The organism is Streptomyces sp. NPDC050732 (assembly GCF_040654255.1).
Lineage (GTDB): Bacteria > Actinomycetota > Actinomycetes > Streptomycetales > Streptomycetaceae > Streptomyces.
Map to the genome: position 1 here is coordinate 115,324 of NZ_JBFAHP010000009.1, position 19,369 is coordinate 134,692.

Here is a 19,369-nt window from a genome sequence, read left to right on the forward strand (position 1 = left end):
CATGTCTGGTCAGATGGAGGTCAGGGCGCTGAACGCCGGGTAGGCGAACATCACCAGCACGACCGTGAACAGCACCGTGCCGGGCACCACCAGCCGCTCGGACGCCGAGTTCGCCTCGGCCTCCCGGTCGGTGAGCAGCCGCTGGCGCAACAAAAGGGCCTGGGTCGCCAACGTTTTCTGGATCGAGGCCCCGGCCCCGGCCAGCGAGAAGGACTCGGCCGGCGCCGCCAGCTCGGGAATGTCGAGCTGCTCGCCAAGCTGCTTGAGCGCCTCCCATTGCGGGATGCCCGCCAGCTCAGCCCGTTTGAGGGCCGCACTGATACGGGTCAGGATCCAGTGGTCACCGACCTCGGCGGTGCGCTGCACCGCCGCCTCCGGACCCACGTTCGCGCCCCGCTCCAACTGGGCGCGCTCCAGAAAGGAGGCGATGGCGTAGCGGACTTCCAGGCGAGCTGCTTTCGCGGTGCGCCGCACATCGGCGTCCGCGGAGAACCAGAGGTAGGCGGCAAAGCCCACCGAGACCAGCAGCGGCGGAGCGAACGAGAGGCCAAAGCCCGCCAGGTTCAGCAGGAGCCAGCTGACCTGCACCATGACCAGGGCCGCCACGGCGCCCAGCACCTTGGTGCCCACATGGTGGGTCACCGACTTGTTCAGCAGCTCCAGGTCGGCGCGCGGCACGTTCAGCCGGTGGCCGTGCGCGACCAGGATCTGCGCCCCGGCCCGCTCCCACACCGACGCTTGAGATGCGGCCCGGCCGCCCGCGGGCCTGGCCTGCCCGGGCAGGGGCGTGGTGTTCTCCAGCCGGTCCAAGACCGCGTCCATGTCCGCCCGGGCGGGCAGCAACTCCCGCACCAGCAGGAACAGCCCGCCGCCCACCAAGGCACCGCATAAAAGGGCTTCGGGAGAGATCACGACAGGGCCGCCTTCCGCTTCCTCGGCTTGTTCACATCCGCCGGCCCGCGGCCCTCCCCGTGCATACCTGGCGTGGAGGGCAAGGCGGCCAGCAGCCGCGGCGCGGGCCGGGACCGAGCAAGCGCGCGCATCCCCACCAAGGCGCCGCCGAACGCACTGCCCAACGCCAGCATCACGAGCTGGCCCTGTCCGGTGCGGTAGATGTCCCCCCAGGACGGATTGGTCAGGACATAGACAGCAATCATCAGCGAGATGACCGACACCCAGCGGGTGCCGGTGCGCACCTGGCTGCGTTTGGCATCCAGCGTGCGCAGCGAGATCGCTTCCTGCTCAGTGAGGCTGGCCATGGACTGCAGGGCCCGGCTCAGCCCCGGACCGTGGTCCTGGGCGTGGGTGAGGAACAGCATGACCGCGTTGTCGACGGCCCCGTCCGCGAACGCGTCGGCGAACTGCCGGTAGGCCAGCGGCGGATTAGAGCCCACCCGCAGCCGCGCGGCCAGCCGACGTACCTGCGGGCGGATGGCCAACGGCGCGCGCGTAGCCGACGCGGTGATCGCACTGTCCAGGGTGCCGCCGGACTCGTGCACCCCCGCCAGCTGCTGCAGCCACTCCGCCAGGGCCTCCAGCCGCACGATCTGCCGCTCGCTGGTACCGGCCGGATTCCAGATCCACGGAATACCCAGCACCGCCACCGCGGCCAGCAGACCGTGCACCGGACGGGCCCAGTACAGCCAGGCACCCACCGCGCACAGCCCCGCGAGCACGACAATGAACCGGTACCGGCGCGCCCACGCCTCGGGCAGCGAGGCGCGCATCTGCTGCCAGCGCACCCCCACCCGCGAGGGAGGGCGCTGGCCGGCGACCGGCGCCGGGGCGGCGCCGCGCACCGTCACCAGCAGCCCGCCCACCAGCAGCGCCCCGCACAGCGCAGCCAGCAGGTTCCACTGATCCGTACTCACGCCGCGTCCTCCTTCGCCCGCAACAGATCCAGCGGGGCCGGCCACGCCCCGTACTGGGCCACGGTCAGCCAGCGCCGGTCGAATCCGGCCAGCGTCTCCAGCTCCTCAATGCAGGACGGGGCCAGCTGCGGGATGCCGCGCAGATCACAGCCACTGGGCGCAAAGATCTCCTGGAGGGAGGGGCGGCCGCTCTCACCGGGCTGCACCTCCAAGACGTGAGAGACAAACCGGTGGCGGCGCCCACCCTGACGGGTCTGGTTGATCTGCTTGAGATAGACCACGAAGTTGACGGCGGTGCCCACGAGTTCGTGGACGTCGTCACGGTGCATCCCCGGGCACAGCGTGACCAGGCGAGGCAGCACCAGCTTGGGGTAGGCGGCGTGCAGGGTACACATGGACCCGGCACCGCCGGCGCTCATCGCCTGCAGCATCGCGATCGCCTCACGGTCGCGGACCTCGCCGACGATGACGCGCGTGGACAGCATGCGCAGCGCGTGCGGGAACATGTCCGCCACCGTGATCTGCCCGACCGGACGGCCATCGACCAGCTCGCCGTTGGACTCGCGGGACTCCATCGCCAGAAACTGCGCGCCGTCCTCGAACTGGTCCAGATACAGCTCACGGTCCGACTCGAGGGTGACCACCCGCTCCTCGGCCGGGATCTTCTTCGCCAGCGCGCGCAGCAGCGACGTCTTGCCGGTTCCCATGTCCCCGGCGATCAGAACGTTCTTCTTCGCCAGCACCAGGGCGTGCAAGAACGCCGAGAGCGCGGGCGAGAGGGTGCCCCACTGCTGCATCTGCTCCAGGCTGGAGGCCATCACGCGGTGGCGCCGTACACCCAAGAACGGGTCGCCGGTCAGGGTGGTGGCCTCGGCGCGGGAGCCGTCTGGCAGTCGGAAGCTGACCATGGGGGAGGAGGCCGACAAACGCCGTTCACGGTGCCCGGAGTTCGACGCCAACCGGTTGATCAACGCGATCAGCTCATCGTCGTTCTGAGCGACCGGAGCGACCCTTACGGTGGGCCGGTTGAAGTAGTCGACCTGCACGCTGTCGCCCAGCACGACGATGTTCTCCACGTCCGGGTCGTCCAAGTACTTCTGCAGTGGCCCGGCGTGAAACAGCGCGTCATAGACGGCCTGGCACAACATCTCGACCTGCGCCTGGGTCAGCGCCGCACGCTGGCGGGCCTGATCCACCGCCCACCGCGAGACACGCGTGGCCACCAGCGAGCGGGCCCGCTCGCGGCGCGCACTCTCGTTGGCCAGCGGGTCCTTCTCATCGGCCGCGACGATGTCATCGCTGACCGCATCCCGCAGGCCGGCGATGTCCTGCGGAGAGGCAGGCAACACCCCGGCCTGCTCGGTAACTCCCACGGCCGACGGAGAAGAACCCACCGAAGGGCGCACCACCGTGCCCGCCGGCGGGGCGGCCGGCATGTCCGGAACCTGCTGGGCCAGGGACTGGCGCAAGACGTCCTGCAGACGCGGCATCCCGGACACCTGGGACTGCTCAGCCATGAGCGGACACCCCCGGCAACCGGGGATCCGGCACGGTCGCACCAGGCGGCCGAGCCGCGGACAGCCGCTGCAGCACCCCGGCCACCTGAGGGGAACTGACCGCAGCGGCGGGCATGTCCAGCGCGCGACGCCGGGTATTGACCTCTACCGCGATCGCCGCGGCCGTCTTGCGGGCTTGCTTGAGCAGGGGCAGCTTCGCCAGCCGCGGCGGGCGCTGTGCACCATGAGTGAACAGGCCGGCGGCGGCCGCATCCCAGGGCAGGAGATCCACGACCGGGATGCCGAACCGGCGCGCGATGGCATCGGAGCGCAAGCCGCCTGCGGCTGCGGACAGTTCCTGAATGACCAGCAGCCGCAGCGCTTCGCTGCCGCTGCCCCGCCGTTCCAGTTCGCCCTGCAGGACACGCGCCACCGGCAGGGTCTGGGCCACCGACGTCAAGGTGTTGCGCAGCACCAGCAGCACCACATCGGCGCGGTGAGCGAGAACTGCCGGGAACAGCCCGGCATGCACGCCGCCCCCGTCCACAATGACCTGCCCGGCATCGACCATGACGTCGTAGCCCGCATGCTGGTCCATGGCGTGCAGCAGCAGCGACAACGGCTCCCAGATCCCGGACAGGGCCGCGGCCTGGGCGGGATCGGTCAGCCCGGGCAGAATCAGCCGGTTGCCCTCCGCATCCAGCGGGCGCAGATGCGCCTCGAAAGCTTCGGCGAGGTGGTGCTGGAGATGGGCCTGGGCCAGATGCCATAGCCCCACTTCGCCGCCCCAGGCCCCTTGCCGGTAGCCACTGCGGATCGAGGCTTGCCGTCCTGAGGCCTCCACGAGCAGGGAAGGGCGGGGACTGGACATGGCCAGGGCAAGCGAGGACACGGTGACCCCGCAGCCATGCCCGCTGGCGAGCACCATGACGGACATCGCGTTCAGCCCCCGGCCTTGAGGACGATCGCGACCCGGCCCGCGCTGGCATCGGCAGCCACCACCGAACTGTCCCCGTCGCCGACGGCGACCTGGACCACGACATCACCGCTGCTGGCGGGCGCGCCCACCTTGACTACCCGCCCAGTCACCTCGGGCAGTTCGGCCGGTTCCTTGCCGGGAGCCGCACCTTCCTGGGGACGCGTCACCAGACTCACCGTGTCGCTGGGGCGCAGCGCATCCACCGGCGCCATGCCCCGCTTGACCTCGACGGCGACCAACGCCTCGCCGGGCCTGAGACCTCCCCGGCTGGTGAGCTGGCCTGCTGTGAGCAAGGAGCCTTCGGACAACGCGGATGCGGCCCGGCGGCCCACGACAGTGTCCTTCTTCACCGCGGACACGGGCTTGAGACCGGGGTCGTCAGGCAGGGAGACCACCCGCAGATCCGCCGCGCTGATCTTCTTTCCGGACGGCACGTCACGGGCCAGAGCCAGCACATCGGAGCGATCTCCTGAGGCGTTCATCAGCCCGGCAAAGCCGATGGCACCGGCGAGCACCATCACTGCGCCGATCACCATGAAGGAGCGGCGGCGCCGGCGGGGCGGCTCGGGGTCGGTGATGGCGACGTCGGGGCGCATCACGGCGTCCGCGGCTGGCGGAGCGGGTACCTGCGGTCTGTTCTTGGACATGCTCTTCAACACCACGTGCTTGCCATCCTGTTAGTCGAGGACTCTCATCTCGCCCACGGCCACCGTGAAGTCGCTGTCACGGACTTCGGTGAACTCGCCCTGTTCACCGCCGCCGGTGACGTGCCACTCGACGGCCCAGGTCGCGGTCGCGGTGCCCTTGAAGCGGCCTCCCGCCCGGTCCTTGGAGCCGGCGCGGTAGAGATGCCCGCAGTCGGGCGACTTGGTCATGCCGTATGAGACCCGGTACTTGGTGCCGGCCCCGTGGCAGATGACGGTCTTCCCGTCACCCATCGACCAGCGGATCGAGGACACCTTTGCGGTGGCCGACACAGTCACTCCGGCCAGCGACGCCGAGGCGGTGTTGGGGCCGAACGTGGTGGGGGAGGGCTCCACCCACATCCACATCGGCACGCCGACGGTGTACTTTCCGGCTGCTCGCGGGCTTGCAATGTCCGGCCCGGTCAGGAGCATCGAGTCGACGGCCTGCCTGGCAAGGACACGCGGATCAATCTTCGGCGCCACTGGTGCTGTGGCAGACCAGAAGGTCTGGAAGGGCACGACAGGTCCGCCGCTCATAGCGGCGCCTACGAGCGCGCCAGCGCAGGTTCGTGTGTAGATCGCGCCGTCACCGGGCTGGTGGCCGTCCCACAACGCGCTGCTTGCGGGAGGCTGTGGCTGCATCTTGGTGACGATGCAGTCGTTCGAAGGCCCTTGGCTCCTTTTCCTTTTGCCTTGCTTGGTGGGACCTGCGGGTTTGCCCGGACTGCCGGGGCGGACCTCGGTGGCATCCACGTCGCACAGTATGAAGGAGGAGATGGGGCTGCATCCCGTCTCAGGTGGTACGGCATGTGCCTGTGCAGTAAGCATCACCAGTCCCGAGGCGACCACGGCAGTGACTAATACCGCGGCTAACAGGCGCGTTTGTGCGGAGTGACGTCGAGAATCATCCACTGCTTCCTCCACTGCTCGGCCTTGACAGTGACGACGTACTTCTTGATGCGTTTCGTAGGAAGAGGAAACGCTTTGCCGGTCTTGCGGTACTTGTACTGCCAGTTCGTGGTGTCCATGCAGTCGCGTAGCTCGGCGCGGGGCACCTGACGGTCGATGTCGATGCTGATGACCGTGGTGTTGTGTTCCGGTTCGCCGGTGGCAACGATCCCCTTGGCCTTAAGGCCCATCACGTCACTCTGGGCGCGAGCGAAGGCATCCGCGGTGGCGTACTTCTTGAGGCCAGTCCCTTTGGTATCCGCCTTCGCGTATGCCTTGACCTGCTCATCCCACATATGTTTGTAGGCGGTGAGCACGGCCTTCTTCTCCCTGGCTTGCGGGGTGTCGGTCTTGGCCCGCGGGCTGGTCGGCGTGACGGACTTGGTGGGCTTCTCCCGTCGACTGTCGTGAGCGTGGTCTGCACTGCTGTCACTGCTGCAAGAGGTCATGGCGAGGGCGATGCCCAGCACGACCGTGAGAGATACCAGGGGCATAGTCCGTCGTGCGCGGACGTAATGATGCGATCGCAATGTCATGTGCGCTCTCCCCGTATGGCCTGTTGTGAGAACGATGACCCAATGCCGCTAGGCTGGGCGAATCCGTCAACTCCGGTCGAGCGGACGCCAGTTGTGGCTGCCGCCTCCCGCGTGCGTGGTGCGTACATTAGGACACCACCGCCAACAGGTCACGTATTTCCGGTAGTTGATGGTTGCAATAGCTACGGAGTGATGACGTCACCGTCGCTGGTCAGCCTCCCCGCAGGTCATCATCTGCGTGCTTTCGTAGGGGCCTATATATCGATTTGGAGATTCACGGGCCGCGGTGAGGCGTGGGAACGTGTCAGGGTCGGGCCGGGAGTATGGCCTGCGACGGTCGCCAGGGCCCGGGGCGGGCTTGCGCCCGTGGAGGCCGCTGACGTGATCCGGAGCAGCGAGGCGGCCGAGTCGCTCTCTGTTCGACGGTTCTTCGATCGGCTGTTGAGGGGACGTCGGGCAGCTGTGCGTCGTCACTGGTAGCTCCTGGTCTTGGTGAGTGTGACCGGTGAAGTGGGCGCCTGTTCGTTCAGGAAGGTGATCACCCGGTTCAGCTGGGCAGTGGCCCGCGTGGTGAGCTGAGGCAAGGGCAGTGCGCCGGCCATGCGGTCAGCGCAGCGCTCAAGGAGGCCGACCCTGGCCGGGCGTGCCAGGTGGGCGAAGACGTCGTCCAGGTGAGGGCCGTGGATGAGGACGGGGCCGATGCGGCGTCCTTCGACGGTGAAGGTGGCGTAGTGGTCGTACTGGTCAAGGTGGGCGATTTCAGCGGCGCTAGGGCGTTCTCCCCACTCCTCGGTGAGGGGCGCGACGGCGGCCCGGGATCCTTTGGTGGTGGAGAGGGTGGAGGCGTTCTGGAGCAGGGACTGGCGTACACCGCCGGGCAGCCGGGCCAGCAGCTGTGTCAGTGCATGGATTTGGACGCGGTACTTCCGGAAGTCCTCGAACATGCTGGCGATCGAGTCCGAGGAGGCCTCGGCGAGCGTGATGAGCTCGTCGAAGTAGGCCCGGAACAGCCGCCGTTGGGCTTCGGGGAGATCGACTCGGGAGCGTCCGGCCTGCAGCAGATCGCGGTTGAGGAGGGCAGCCACGAGGCGGTCGGTGGGGCCGCGGCCGGCCGTACACACCCACACGATCATGCGGTCGTCCATGGCGGTACGGATGTTGTAGACGCCCTGGCCCTGACCGAGGAAGCCGTAGGTGACCGGATTGCCGGATAGCCGGGTCAGCGGGTTGAGCAGGATGCTGAAGGCATCGGGCGGGAAGGTGGGGAAGGTGTGCTCCCACCAGGCATGTGAGTCCTCATTGAGGACGTGGCCGACGGCGCCGAGTGCCTGGGCGCGGAAAGACGCGTCGGTGAGCAGGGCACGGACGTGGAAGATGGTGGCCTGGTCCGCCGGGCGCCCGGCATGGCAGGCGAGCTCGTTGACCGCGGTCAGCACCGTCAGCGCTGCCGTGAGGATCGCGATCGCGCGCGGCGCGGAGGCATCATCCCACCCGAACGCAGTGGCGAAGGAGTCGACCACACCCTCGACGACCGCATGACGGGCCCGCTGGTGGTCCATGCCGATCGGATTCCACGAGCTGACCTGCGGGGTGGCTCCGACGCCGGTCAGATCGATCCGGGCCAGCCGGTCCGCGATGTGCTCGTGGGCCAGGAAGGGGGCGGCCCGGGCGAAGCTGTCGCGGTGCGGGTCGACGAACAGCAGCCCGCCCCCGGCATGGGCATACCCGATGGCCTGGGCCACGGCGAGTTCCGTTTTGCCGCCGCCCGACTTGCCGACGCCCAGCTCATACAGTGTCTCGCTCGTGTGCGTAGCGACCAGGCGCCGGCGCCCGTCGGGCCCTTGGTACCAGCCCTGCAGCAGCAGCTCGGGATCTTTCGGTCTCCATGTGGGCAGGTCAGCGGGCAGCAGCGGTAGACGGCAGTGCACCGTGGGCGGTTTGAGCAGCCCTGCCAGCTCCTCCAGACGCACCCAGTTCGCGCGCGGCGGCTCGCACTGCCCGGTCTGCCAGCGCCGGTCGAAGACGGCACGGTGCGGGAAGCGGTCGGCCCCCAGGCGCCAGGGGCCGAGGCGTAGGCCGCGCATGGCCAGCCGGGCCGAGCCGCCGAACACGTCGAAGCCGGCCTGGACCCGTGCCATCCGGGCGTGCGCGCGGCCCTCGATGTCCGAGGCGCAGCGCACCAGGATCTGCACCCGCACCAGTTGGTCGTCCTCGGCGAGCTTGCCCAGCGCCTGTAAGCGGTCCACGCGGCCCGTTGAGGGAGGCATCACCACCGGCCGCTGCCGCAGGGCCCCGCTGCCGCGGCCCGACAGCAGGTGCTGCAGATGGGCTAGGAGTGAGACGTCCAGCCCGGCCCCATCACGCTGCAGCCAACGCGCGGCGCGCGCGGCCTCCCGCTCCTCTGCACGCCGGGCACGGCCCACCAGCTGCCAGCGGCGCACCCGCAGCGCCCACTTGGGGGCCCGCTGCAGATCGACGCAGATCTCGGCCAGGTCGCCCAGGTCGGCGCGCAGGTCGGCGACGGCATCCACGAGCGGCTGCAGGGGGTCGGGCTGGAGCGGGACCTCACGCAGTCTGGCGATCGGATTGCCGCGCAGGATGAACTCGGCGCGCACCTCATGGGCCCGGGGCCGGTTGGCCAGCGGTCGTGCCTTGGTGACGCGGACGTGGGGGCCGAACGGGGTGCTGGACAACAGCCGTTCGGCTCCCGCGGGACCCTCGAGCCGGTAGGCGAAAGGATGCCGGTCATCGGCACACAGCCGGATCCGCACCGCCTTGGCGCGACGCGGCGCCCACCAGGGCAAGGCGGTGCAGGCCCGGGCGAGTTCCACGCCGCGCCGGAAGATCTCTTCTGCGGTGGGATCGAAGTACGGAGCGGGCTCGAGCTGCAGATGCATCCGCTCCTGGGAGGCTTTCATCGCCAGATAGTGGGTCAGGACCAGCGCAGCGATGAGCGTGGCGGCCACGGCCAGGGCGAGCAGGTACCAGTGCGAGGCCAGCCACAGCAGCACCCGCACCGCCCCGGCCGCGTGGGCGAGGGGATCGGAGCTTTGCCGCGTCATGTGCGGGGCATCCACGTGCCGGCTCCTTTGCTCCGGTGGAAGGCGTAGCGACTGGTGCGCCCGTCGGTGAAGGTCCCGCCGCGGTCGGCGGCCGCCCACACCAGGTGCACCACCGCCCGGTCGGCCGCACCGTCGCGGCGGGCGATGGCCGCTTGGATCCGCAAGCGGCTGAAAGCGGGCGCCACAGCACCGGTCGGGCGGGCACCGAACAGGCGGGGAAAGCGGGCGCGGCCTACTCCGGTGGCATCCGCCTGCAGCAAGGCCGCTGCCTGGTGGCGCAGTTGCTGCTCCTGGGCGGCGGGCAGGTCCGCCGGCCAGGCGCTTTGCAGCTGTTGCTGGATCTCCCGGTCGGTGGCCCGCCCGCTGCGCCGTGGCTCACGCACCGCAGGGCCCGGGGCGGAGGAGCGGGCCGGCTCCTCACCCCGGGTGATCTCGGCAGGGCGGCGCGCAGTGCGGGGAGTCTGCCGGGCCTGCGGCCCGGATGCGGCAGCGGCGGGGCTCTGGCCGTCCTCGGCGGGCCGACCGGGGGCGGCCTCCAGGAGCATGCAGCCGCCCAGGGCGAAAAGGAGCGTGCAGGCGAGCAGCAGCCAGGGCGCGCGCGGCACCCGGCACGGGGGAATGGAAGCGGTGGTCACAGCAGGCGCGCTCCTCCCGCATAGCCGGGCATCGCGTCCACGGGGTCGATGCGCACCCGGGTTCCGGGCCGTGCGGCGTTGACCATCTGCCCCTTTCCCACATACAGCCCGACGTGGAAGATGGCGCCGGTGCGGTCGGCGTAGAAGACGAGATCGCCGGGGCGCAGCGCGCGGATGCCGCTGCTGGCCGGGATGCGCATACCCATCGCGGCCTGGGTATGCGCGGTGCGGGGCAGGGCCATGCCGGCCTGGGCGTAGGCGTAGGTGGTCAGCCCTGAGCAGTCGAATCCCGTGATGCCGGCACCGGATGCCCCGCTGGGGGAGCAGCAGGTGCCGCGGCTGGGTCCGTTCGCGTTGCCGCCGCCCCAGGAATAGAGCGTCCCGCGCTGGGCGAGCGCCGCCTTGAGGACAATCTTGGCTGTGCCGGAGGCCTGCCCCAGCTCCACACTCGTCGACGAGCTGGTGGCGGCCGCCCGGTAGTGCTCGATCTGCCGGCTGACGTGGTGCACGTACTCCTGCGACCGGTTGTACTGGAAGATCGCGGCGCGCAGCTGGTCGCGCTGGTGGAGATTGCGGCCGCGGCCGCACAGATACACCGCGGCCCCCAGCGCGGCGTCGAAGGCGTTGTGCGGGTCCTTGACCCTGTCGCCGTTGCCGTCGCGCCCCATGGCCTGCCAGGTGGAGGGCAGGAACTGGAACGGGCCCACGGCCCGTTCGCCGCCGGCGGTGCCATCCCAGCGGCCGCCGTCGGTGTCGGGGAAGACGGTGTGATTGTGCCCGGCGCCGGACCCGTTCAGCAGCACACCCAAGATCCGAGGCCGGTGGATATCACCGTTTGCGGCGATGGGGCGCCCGGCGGCGTGGTTGCTCTCCACCTTGGCGATGCCGGCCAGCACCGGCCAGGACATCCCCCGGCACCGCGGCACGTGACGGCCGATGGTGTGGGAGGCCTTTTTGTAGGCGGCCAGCATCGTCGGCGGGATGTCCGCGGCGCCGCCGCCCAGGCCGGTCTCGTCCTCGTCCGGCTCTTGGGCGGAGAGCTGGGCCGCAGCGGACAAGACCCCGGCCATCGGGGCGGCACAGGAGGCGGCTGCGATCAGCAGGATGACCAGCAGGCACCCCCACTTCGCGCGCCGGCGCCCTTTCACCCGGTTCACGGCTCGCCCCCTTCACGGTCGGCGTCGGCGCCGGCCACGTCCAGGCGCGGCGAGCTGTCCTGGTCGCCTTGCACGCTGCGGCGCCGCAGTTCCTCAAAGCGCCGGCGTGCCTCTTCGCGTGAACTGGGGCTGGAGCCCAGCACGGTGGGGGAGGACTCGGTGCGCTGCGGGCCGGGCAGCCGCGCCTGGCCGGCGGCCCACCACGGCTGGCCCGCCGCCTGCCCCGTATCGGGGGAGGGGGAGACAGACGATCGAACGGAGCCCGGCGGGGCGGCCGGAGGCCGCGGTGGGACCGGCGGCGGTGCGGTGGGGCCGCCGGGGGAGGGCGGCGGCAGACGCCGCGAGCCGGCCGCCGGACCCGATGCAGTAGTGCTGTCGTCTGCTTGCCGACCGCGCCCCCTCCAGGCCCGGCCATCCTCGCGCACGGTGTTGCGCCACACTTCCAACTGCTGCCGGGCGTCCTGGGTGTACTGCGAGGCGCGAGCCCGCCCCCGCCGGGTATTGGCGGGCAGCGCGTAGGTGGCGCCGTAGGCGATACGGCCTGCGCGGTTGAGCAGGCGATAGCCGCGCAGCCGCACCAGCTTGTTGTGCGCACGGGTGGACAAGAGGGTGCGGTCACTGTGCTGGTCGTGCAGGACCGCACCGGAGCGCTGGTCGGCGATCAGGCCGTCCTGGTCCCGGTAGCGGTCCGGCGGCCCGTGGCGTCCATGCCCGCCCGGCCGCCCGGCCGCAGCCGTGGCGGCCGCGCCGGGCGGGACTGCACCGGCGTCGATGTCTTCGGCGCCGGTGGGCTTGCGCATCTTCTCCAGCCGCTGATCGTCCGGATGGCGGCCCACCGCCAGCCACCACGCCCCCCGCGTCCCCACCCGGGCGCCGGTCGCAGCCAGCGCGAGCGGCGCCAGGCCGCGGGAGGCCTCCGCGCCCGCATCGGCGAGCAGCCGCCCGGTGTCGAGAGGCATGCCGGTGCCGTCCGTCATCGCGGCCAGCGAGCGCATGAGGCGCTGACGGGTACCGAGCTGGCTGTATCCGCTGCCCAGGGTGCGCAGCCCGAATCCGCTGCCCGCACCCTGGCCGCTGCCGTGGACCGCCAGGGCCGCGCCGATCTCGGAGCTGTCCCCGGGCAGATGGGTTCCGCCGATCTTGGCGTAGCGCATCCGCAGCGACAGCCGGTGCCCGGCCGACGTGATCGCCTGCAGCAGACGGCGGTGGAAGGCGAGAGCGGCCAGGGCCAGTCCGTTGAGGGCGAGGAGCCGCTCGGCGGGCATCTGCGGGCCGTCGGTCAGCATGATGTCGATGCCGATGCCGTAGGCGGGCAAGAACATGCACACCGCGAACATCGCGGCGACGGAGACGCCCAGCAGCGCCAGCCACTTCCACACGGCCTGCCGGTTGGGGCCCGGCAGCATCGCCCACACCAGCGCGACACCGCCGACCGCGGCGGCCGCCGCATCCGCGGCCTGCACCCCCACCAGCACGAACGCTCCCGACAGGGCGATCGCACAGATCAGCAGCGCGGAGCAGAACAGCAGCAGCACGCCGGCCGCCCGCCAGCCAGTGGGCTCCTGGGCGTAGCGCGCGCAGGCCTTGCCCACCGGCCCGGCCTTCTTCAACTCCGCCAAAAACGCGGCGAACTGCTGATCCTGCTCGCTCAAGACGGGACTGGCCGCCTCCAGGAGCTGATTGCCCAGCGTCAGCTTGGGCAGGTCCTTGTCCGCATCCGGCCTCTGGTTGTTCAGATGGCCCGCCTTGCAGTACTTCTTGGCCGGCCCCTTGATGCCGCTGCAGGCGTCATCAGCCTTTTGGTCCTGCTCGGCATGCTCCCGGCTGCCGGGCTTGTAGCCGCCGGAAACCCATTTGAGGTGCAGCGCATAGGCCTGCCGCTCGGCCTTCTTGCCCGGGTCCAGGACCCGCCCGTACTGCACAAGCATGTAGCCCTTGACGACCAGGACATTGCTCAGGGAGTCCTGGATGGGCTTGGCCACCTCGGAGGCGGAGTAGGGCCGCTCTTCTTGGATCTGGTGACACTTCTCCAGCGCCTGCCCCCACAGCCCCGCCCCGCACGGCCCCGCGTTGCCGCTGGCCAGCTTTCCTCCCCAGTCATGGGAGGCGACGGTGGCCTGGGCGACTTCACCGGCCGCCTGCTGGCTCTGGGCCAGCGGGCCGTCCTGGCCCAGCAGATAGTCCGGGCGGATGAACGCCGATGCCGCGAACGCGGCAATCAGCAAGGTCAAGGCGATCTCCCCGAGCCCCTTGCCCGCCTTGCCCCGCACCAGAAGGATTCCGCCGAAGATGAACGCCCAGGCCAGCAACAGCCCCTTGAGGCCAAGAGTGTCGACGACGATGTCGTTGTAGGTGTCGGAGATCTGCTGCGCCGGATCAGCCAGCACCTTGATCAGGGGGAAGCGCAAAGCGAACTCGATGGCCCAGCAGGCCAGCCCGACCAGCAGACGCAACAGCGTGAACAGCCCGTTCATCAAAAACGCGTAGGCATTGGTCTTCAGGGAGAAGATCGACCCGCCGTGCGCGGACAGCTCATAGCCGTTGATCGGCACCCCCTCGGAACTGTCCACATTCAGCGGGGCCAGCATGTCCCCGCCGCCCTCAGCGGCGTAGGCCACCTGGGCGTTGACGATCAGGAACACCACCGCGAGCAGCAGAGCGTAGGTGAACGAGCGCAGCCTGCCGTGCCCCGGACGCCACCGGATCATGAGAGGTCCTCTCTCCCAGACCGCCGAAGGATCACCAGGGCGAGCGCGGCCGCAGCCGCGGCCGGCGGCAGGCCCGGCACCACAGGAACGTGCTCCTGAGGCCCCGTCTGCGCTGGCCGGCCCGCTCCGGCTGCGCCTTGGCGCAGCGCCGGCCCGACGACCAGCACACACACGCCGGTGCGCTTTGGGGACGCGCGGTGGCCGATGGCTGGCCCGTGGCCGTCCGGCAGCGCCCAGGCGGCCGACAGCTGCAGGGTCATGACGAGCGCGGCCAGCATCAGACCAGCCAGAGCCGCGATTCCGGCGGCCCGGCGGCAGGCATGGCGGCGCCGGGCTTGGTCCCATTCCCGGCTGATCATCAGGCGGCCGTCTCGGGCGCCGGCACCGGTGGTGCCTGGCCGGGCGTGGTGGTGATCCCCGAGGCGATCCGCGCGAGCGAGGGGATGACGACCTTGAGACGGCCGGTGTTCTGCCGCGGCCCAGTCAACAACAGTTCCCCGGCCCGCTCCCGCTGGCCGACGGGGGACAGGTTGGAGGTGACCAGCCGCACCAGCGCACTGTCGCGGCCGTCCAGGCCCACGAACTCCAGGCCACGGCGGGCCCGTTCACGATCGGTGGTGCGCGCCAGCGCCCGGTAGGCCATCAGCCCCCGGTCGGGGCCCAGTTCCTCGGCCTCGTGGGCGCCGGCCAGCAATCCGGCGCCGTGCTTGCGGCCATCGTGCAGAATCTCGTGAACCAGGGCGGTGCCCTCGGTGGACGAGGTGAGCCAGTACAGCTCATCAAGAGCGACCGCACAAAACTGCTCGGGCCGGGCGAAGGCGGCCTGCCGGGCGATCGCGGCGATCAGATAGAGCACCGCCCGGCCGATCAGCGCCTCCAGCGGCTGCTGATGGAGCACCTCAGGATGGGCGAACGCCTGCTTGGGCGGCAGCTTCAGCCCGCTCGTCGACACCACGATGAAGTCCGAGGGCCCCTTTGTCTCCAACTGCACAGGAGGCAGCGTGGGATCGAACACCATGCGGGCCAGATGGTTTTGTTCCACCACCCGCAGCAGCCCAGCCAGCGTGGCAGCCGCATCCTGCCGCTTGCCCGCCTGGCCTGCGGCCATCTCCCGCAGGACCGCGACCACTGCGCTCATCGAGCAGGCATCGGAGGTGGCAGCCTGCTCCACGGCGTGATGCAGCACCTCACCGGCGGTGGTCATCGGCCCCACCCCCAGCTGCAGCGCGAGGTAGCTGAGGGCGTAGTGACGGCCCTCGGCGCCCGGGAACATCCGCAGCGGATCGATCGACAGCGCGGCCTGTGCGGCATCGATGATCTGGCAGCGGCCCGGCGCGGCCGCCTGGGCAAAACGTGCCCACTCCCGCACCGGAGTCCGGTCGATGCAAATGACGCGACTGCCCCGGTCCACGAGCGACCCGGCGATCAACTTCAGCAACACGCTCTTGCCGCCGCCGAGATCCCCCACCACCCCCAAGGAGGCAGAGGCATCCTGCTTCGGCGCATCCGCCACATTGATCAACACCGGCCGGGTGGTGCCACAGTCCAGATCCAGCCCCAGCAGCAGGCCGCTCGGATCACCGACCTCACTGTGGGCGAAGGCTCCCGATAACGCCCAGTCCTCGCTGACCTGATGCTGGGTGAACTCCCGCAACCGCGGTGCCCGCACAGCCCCGGGCAGCCCGAGGGAGAACAGATCGACCTGCAGCCCGCACGGGCGCACCGCCCGGTAGTCGGCACCCGCCAGCAGCTTCTCCAGCGCCCGCGCCCGCGCATCACACAGCTGAGCAGTCGGCCCCCACACGGTGAGCACGGTGATGCTCTGCACCTCCACCTCGACGCTGTTGCGGGACAGCCGGCCATCCAGCTCCCCGAGATCACCGGCGGCTTCCGGCAGCGAGGCGGGCATCCCGGTGGGCCGCACCTCGTACTGGTCGGCCTGGTCCACCAGCTCGTTCTTCTTGCGCTGCACCTGGGCGCGGGCCGTCTCCGCCGGCACCAGCGTCAGATCGACGGTGAAATCGACGGGAAAGTCGAGGACTTCAAGCTGCGTAAACAGATCCGCCGCTTCCTCACTGACCGCGGGTGGGCACTCAGCCAGCACCAGATGCGCCTGATACCCGGTGCCGGAGGCGCTCTCGACCTGCAGCCACCGACGCCGCAGCGGCGATGGCGACCGCGCCTTCCACCACGGCGCCCGGCCCCGCCCCGCCCGCGCTCCCGGCGGCTCGGGGGTGGGCTGCGCGTCGCGGTCGGTGCCACCCTCCTCGAGGCGGACCTGCCCCAGGTCGGCATAGCTGGGCGAGCGCAACACCCCGCCGCGCACCTGCCCGCCATACAGTTCGCTCTGCGCCGCCTGGCCGAGCAGCGGCTCGGCCAGCCCCCGGTGCACCGCATGCTGGATCATCCACACGATCTCTGCGGGCCGCGCCGGACGGAAGGCGGCACTACCCGCCAACTGGGCGTGCACCTGCGCGGCTTGTTCCCGGCATGCCCTCACCTCGGCGCGCGAGATGGGTGCGGCCCGCAGCCCGAGCGCGTCGCAGACCTGCGCCCACAGCGCTGTCGCCGCCTGCAGATTCTGGCGGCCGCTCTCCAGCGGAACGGCCAGCCACCAAGAGCGCTGGTGCATCTCCTGGTCCTCCAGCAGATCCAGTGCCGCCTCCAGATGCTCGATCCACGGGTACGCCTCAGGCGGCAAAGACCCCTCGGCCTCAGCGATCCCGTCGACCATGCGCCAGGCGACCTCACTCGCATCGACCTGAGCGCACAGCCCGAACAACCGCGGTGCGCCGGACAGCGCACGCACCAGCGCTGTCGTTTTCTCGAGCAATTCGTCGCGAACCGCGGGCGGCACGTAGGTGCCCGGCACGCTCTCTTGACCGCGCCCCTGACTGTCGGGGCCGGGATGCAGCCGGTAGATGGCCCACACGTGCCCGTGGGCGGACCACAGCAGGTGTCCGGCGATGTGCCGGATGGGAACACGCATCAACCCTCCCTGGTCCTGACCGGGTTCTGGGCATGCAGGTGGGCGTGGGCCAGCAAGGCGTGCACCGGTGACCTCGGGGCTGCGGATGCCGGCGACGGCATCCGGCGGGCGTTGACGGGCGGCTGCCCACCGGCCCGGGTATCCGGCCGACTCGGGTGGATCGGGCGGCGCGCGGGTACCGGGCGCGGCGTGTGGCCGACAGGGGGAAGGCTTTCGATGGTGAAGCCGCCGCCCAGGCGCCGTGCGGGCTGATCCCGTGCGGCCCGGTGGCCCATGCGGCCGCCGGCGGGCGAAAGTGCCAGCGCCAGCAGGCCCAGGGCGGCCGCGACCGGCGTACGCCCACCGATCTTCGGGCGCCGCAACATCCAGATCCCCACGATCCAGGCGGCCACCGGCACCGCGGACAGCGGTCCGAACCCTCCCCACAGCCCCACCGATTTCACCAGGACGAAGCCGCCCACGGTGGCCAGCGTGATCTGTGCCGCGTTGTAAGGCCCTAGCGGCAGACGCCAATCGCCGATCTTGCCCATCACCCACGGGTAGCGCCGCGCGGAGGTATAAAAACGTGCCCGGCGCGGGGCGGCTGCCGCGCTCATGCTGGCCCTTGCCCGTCCACCGGCCCGCCCTCACGCCGCGGAGGTGCAACGGAGGCGGGGGCGCTCTTGGCCGGGTTCTTCACCTCGTCCTCGAACATGTCCGCCAGCTGGTTACGCGAGTTGTACAGGCCCAGCGCGATCACCATGAGGATCAAAGCGCCGATCCCTGCCTTGAGGCTGAAGCGCTGCAGCATGATGACGAGGACGATGATGACCAGCGTTGCCTGCAGACCGGCCGCGCCCAAGTCCTTCGCCGTTCCGATCCATGAATCGCCCAGGTCAGCCAACCTGCCCGCGACAACCACGTGGTGGACGGTGTCCATCAGCGCTCACCGCCCGACCCGGAGGACAGCGCAGCGATCTCCCACCGGCCGCCGCGGGCCGCGAGCGTGAGCTCGTAGGCCAGCGGCCACCGTCCTGCCGCCCCGTCCGCCTCGACCTGGACCAGGGTGTGCACCCGCGTCCCGTCCCGCGGCACCCCGCCCTCGGCCGCCGTCTCCTCACGCGCGGCCACCTCCTGCACCTCGACATCTTGTGCGGCCGCAGGGGAGACCGCCGCCACCTCCACCCCGGGTGCCAGATACCGGCCGACCTCACCCCGCCCGGCCAAGTACGCCAACAAGAACTCCTTCGCGGTCTGCGTCAACGGGCCCTCGGGGACGGTGACCCGAAACGCGGAGACAGGCACCCGGTACAAGGCAGGAGCAGCCACCAGCGCCGGTGCAGCCGTCACCGCGAAGGAATCCCCGCTCGCAGAGACCAGCGCGGGCACCGCGAAATAGCGCACCGCATCCGCGTACTGCGCGGCCACCGTCACCGACCACTGCCCGCCCCCGCGCGGCACACTGCGCACCGGCGTCACCCGGCGCGGCGCCTGCGCATCCTCCTCCAGGGAAGGCAGCGGGACACCGGGGGCCATCGACTGCGCCCGGCGCCCGGCCGCACTGTCCGCATCCTCGCTACTGCGCAGCCAGGCATCGACGAACTCCGCGACGTATCCCGCCGGATCGGCCACGGCCGCGGGCTGGACAGGACGCTGCGCGGCCACCCCCGGCGCCGCGACCGTCGTGGACGGCTGCAGCGCCGCGACGGCCAGCGCCAGCGGCCCGGCCGCAAGTGCAGCCCAGACGCCCGCGCGGCCCCACTGCACACGTCGCCGCATCTGGGTCAGCGCCACCCCGGCGGCCACCGGCGGCCTCCCGGCATCGGGCGATTGCTTGGGACGAGACATGCGTGAACTCCCAGGAAGGGAAGGCGGGTTGATGCCCACTGAGAGAACCCGACCGGCCCGACCGTTTCACCGACCACACAGCCCCGACCACAGCCTCGAACCGGTCACGAAGACGTGGTCGGCCCGTGGGAGCAGCTACCACCGCACCCCGGGCACAGTCTCGATGCACGAGCGCCGCAGCCCCCACCTGCAGACCAGAACAGGCCCAGAGGGGGACCAAGACACACTCCTGGTGGCGCCCACCCGCGCACGGACCCTGTGCACAGTGCAGCGCTTTGACAGCCCAGCGTCGTGCACACAGGGCCGAGCACCGAACCGGTAGCGGGACAGGACCCTGAGGTCTGGCTACGGGAGGTCAGGTCCTGGCGGCCCCTGAGCATCGCTGTGACCAGCGGTGGCCGAGGCCATCCCCATGGTGGTCGGGGCTACTGGCCGTCAGGGTCGCCTCTCCCACCATGCGTCGCAGGAGACACGA

General features: G+C 70.5%; 16 protein-coding genes. All 16 read right to left on the reverse strand.

Annotation, left to right across the window (positions count from 1 at the left end; translation table 11 throughout):
• Positions 1 to 9: 9 nt before the first annotated feature.
• The 16 genes from AB0H82_RS10660 to AB0H82_RS10735 all read right to left on the reverse strand — a co-directional run bounded on the left by AB0H82_RS10660 (position 10) and on the right by AB0H82_RS10735 (position 18,894).
• Positions 10 to 912, reverse strand: coding sequence for a hypothetical protein (locus AB0H82_RS10660; protein WP_362990977.1), 903 nt, complete (start codon positions 910 to 912; stop codon positions 10 to 12).
• Positions 909 to 1,871, reverse strand: coding sequence for a type II secretion system F family protein (locus AB0H82_RS10665; protein WP_362990979.1), 963 nt, complete (start codon positions 1,869 to 1,871; stop codon positions 909 to 911). Before AB0H82_RS10665 ends, AB0H82_RS10660 begins: the two co-directional genes overlap by 4 nt.
• A complete protein-coding gene (locus tag AB0H82_RS10670) occupies positions 1,868 to 3,388 on the reverse strand; it encodes an ATPase, T2SS/T4P/T4SS family (RefSeq protein WP_362990980.1) in 1,521 nt (506 codons plus the stop codon). The genes AB0H82_RS10665 and AB0H82_RS10670 overlap by 4 nt, the downstream gene beginning before the upstream one ends.
• Positions 3,381 to 4,304 carry a hypothetical protein gene (locus AB0H82_RS10675; protein WP_362990981.1) on the reverse strand — a complete coding sequence of 308 codons (924 nt, stop codon included), beginning with the start codon at positions 4,302 to 4,304 and terminating at the stop codon, positions 3,381 to 3,383. The genes AB0H82_RS10670 and AB0H82_RS10675 overlap by 8 nt, the downstream gene beginning before the upstream one ends.
• A gap of 5 nt (positions 4,305 to 4,309) precedes the next feature.
• On the reverse strand, positions 4,310 to 5,008 hold the full coding sequence (locus AB0H82_RS10680; protein ID WP_362990983.1) for an SAF domain-containing protein: 699 nt from the start codon (positions 5,006 to 5,008) through the stop codon (positions 4,310 to 4,312).
• 15 nt (positions 5,009 to 5,023) lie between these two features.
• The gene (locus tag AB0H82_RS10685; RefSeq protein ID WP_362990985.1) at positions 5,024 to 5,569 is read right to left on the reverse strand and encodes an ATP/GTP-binding protein; all 546 of its coding nucleotides are present in this window, start codon (positions 5,567 to 5,569) and stop codon (positions 5,024 to 5,026) included.
• A 332-nt stretch (positions 5,570 to 5,901) separates the two neighbouring features.
• Complete coding sequence (locus AB0H82_RS10690) at positions 5,902 to 6,450, reverse strand: hypothetical protein (RefSeq protein ID WP_362990987.1); 549 nt, start codon at positions 6,448 to 6,450, stop codon at positions 5,902 to 5,904.
• A 536-nt stretch (positions 6,451 to 6,986) separates the two neighbouring features.
• On the reverse strand, positions 6,987 to 9,578 hold the full coding sequence (locus AB0H82_RS10695) for an ATP/GTP-binding protein (protein ID WP_362990989.1): 2,592 nt from the start codon (positions 9,576 to 9,578) through the stop codon (positions 6,987 to 6,989).
• A complete protein-coding gene (locus AB0H82_RS10700) occupies positions 9,575 to 10,213 on the reverse strand; it encodes a hypothetical protein (RefSeq protein ID WP_362990991.1) in 639 nt (212 codons plus the stop codon). The genes AB0H82_RS10695 and AB0H82_RS10700 overlap by 4 nt, the downstream gene beginning before the upstream one ends.
• The gene (locus AB0H82_RS10705; RefSeq protein ID WP_362990993.1) at positions 10,210 to 11,370 is read right to left on the reverse strand and encodes an NlpC/P60 family protein; all 1,161 of its coding nucleotides are present in this window, start codon (positions 11,368 to 11,370) and stop codon (positions 10,210 to 10,212) included. Before AB0H82_RS10705 ends, AB0H82_RS10700 begins: the two co-directional genes overlap by 4 nt.
• Positions 11,367 to 14,078, reverse strand: a complete 2,712-nt coding sequence (locus AB0H82_RS10710) for a hypothetical protein (RefSeq protein ID WP_362990995.1) — start codon at positions 14,076 to 14,078, stop codon at positions 11,367 to 11,369. The genes AB0H82_RS10705 and AB0H82_RS10710 overlap by 4 nt, the downstream gene beginning before the upstream one ends.
• Complete coding sequence (locus AB0H82_RS10715; RefSeq protein WP_362990997.1) at positions 14,075 to 14,437, reverse strand: hypothetical protein; 363 nt, start codon at positions 14,435 to 14,437, stop codon at positions 14,075 to 14,077. Before AB0H82_RS10715 ends, AB0H82_RS10710 begins: the two co-directional genes overlap by 4 nt.
• Positions 14,437 to 17,067: an ATP-binding protein gene (locus AB0H82_RS10720; protein WP_362990999.1), complete on the reverse strand. Its 2,631-nt coding sequence runs from the start codon at positions 17,065 to 17,067 to the stop codon at positions 14,437 to 14,439. The genes AB0H82_RS10715 and AB0H82_RS10720 overlap by 1 nt, the downstream gene beginning before the upstream one ends.
• On the reverse strand, positions 17,067 to 17,663 hold the full coding sequence (locus tag AB0H82_RS10725; protein ID WP_362991001.1) for a hypothetical protein: 597 nt from the start codon (positions 17,661 to 17,663) through the stop codon (positions 17,067 to 17,069). The genes AB0H82_RS10720 and AB0H82_RS10725 overlap by 1 nt, the downstream gene beginning before the upstream one ends.
• The gene (locus AB0H82_RS10730; protein WP_362991003.1) at positions 17,660 to 17,986 is read right to left on the reverse strand and encodes a hypothetical protein; all 327 of its coding nucleotides are present in this window, start codon (positions 17,984 to 17,986) and stop codon (positions 17,660 to 17,662) included. The genes AB0H82_RS10725 and AB0H82_RS10730 overlap by 4 nt, the downstream gene beginning before the upstream one ends.
• On the reverse strand, positions 17,986 to 18,894 hold the full coding sequence (locus AB0H82_RS10735) for a conjugal transfer protein (protein WP_362991005.1): 909 nt from the start codon (positions 18,892 to 18,894) through the stop codon (positions 17,986 to 17,988). Before AB0H82_RS10735 ends, AB0H82_RS10730 begins: the two co-directional genes overlap by 1 nt.
• Positions 18,895 to 19,369 lie beyond the last annotated feature (475 nt).

Excerpts from the sequence above, each read along its gene's own strand:
- AB0H82_RS10695 (WP_362990989.1), bottom strand. The coding sequence starts at position 9,578 with ATGACGCGGCAAAGCTCCGATCCCCTCGCCCACGCGGCCGGGGCGGTG.
- AB0H82_RS10720 (WP_362990999.1), bottom strand. The coding sequence starts at position 17,067 with ATGCGTGTTCCCATCCGGCACATCGCCGGACACCTGCTGTGGTCCGCC.
- AB0H82_RS10670 (WP_362990980.1), bottom strand. The coding sequence starts at position 3,388 with ATGGCTGAGCAGTCCCAGGTGTCCGGGATGCCGCGTCTGCAGGACGTC.
- AB0H82_RS10730 (WP_362991003.1), bottom strand. The coding sequence starts at position 17,986 with ATGGACACCGTCCACCACGTGGTTGTCGCGGGCAGGTTGGCTGACCTG.
- AB0H82_RS10675 (WP_362990981.1), bottom strand. The coding sequence starts at position 4,304 with ATGTCCGTCATGGTGCTCGCCAGCGGGCATGGCTGCGGGGTCACCGTG.
- AB0H82_RS10710 (WP_362990995.1), bottom strand. The coding sequence starts at position 14,078 with ATGATCCGGTGGCGTCCGGGGCACGGCAGGCTGCGCTCGTTCACCTAC.
- AB0H82_RS10735 (WP_362991005.1), bottom strand. The coding sequence starts at position 18,894 with ATGTCTCGTCCCAAGCAATCGCCCGATGCCGGGAGGCCGCCGGTGGCC.
- AB0H82_RS10725 (WP_362991001.1), bottom strand. The coding sequence starts at position 17,663 with ATGAGCGCGGCAGCCGCCCCGCGCCGGGCACGTTTTTATACCTCCGCG.
- AB0H82_RS10685 (WP_362990985.1), bottom strand. The coding sequence starts at position 5,569 with ATGAGCGGCGGACCTGTCGTGCCCTTCCAGACCTTCTGGTCTGCCACA.
- AB0H82_RS10715 (WP_362990997.1), bottom strand. The coding sequence starts at position 14,437 with ATGATCAGCCGGGAATGGGACCAAGCCCGGCGCCGCCATGCCTGCCGC.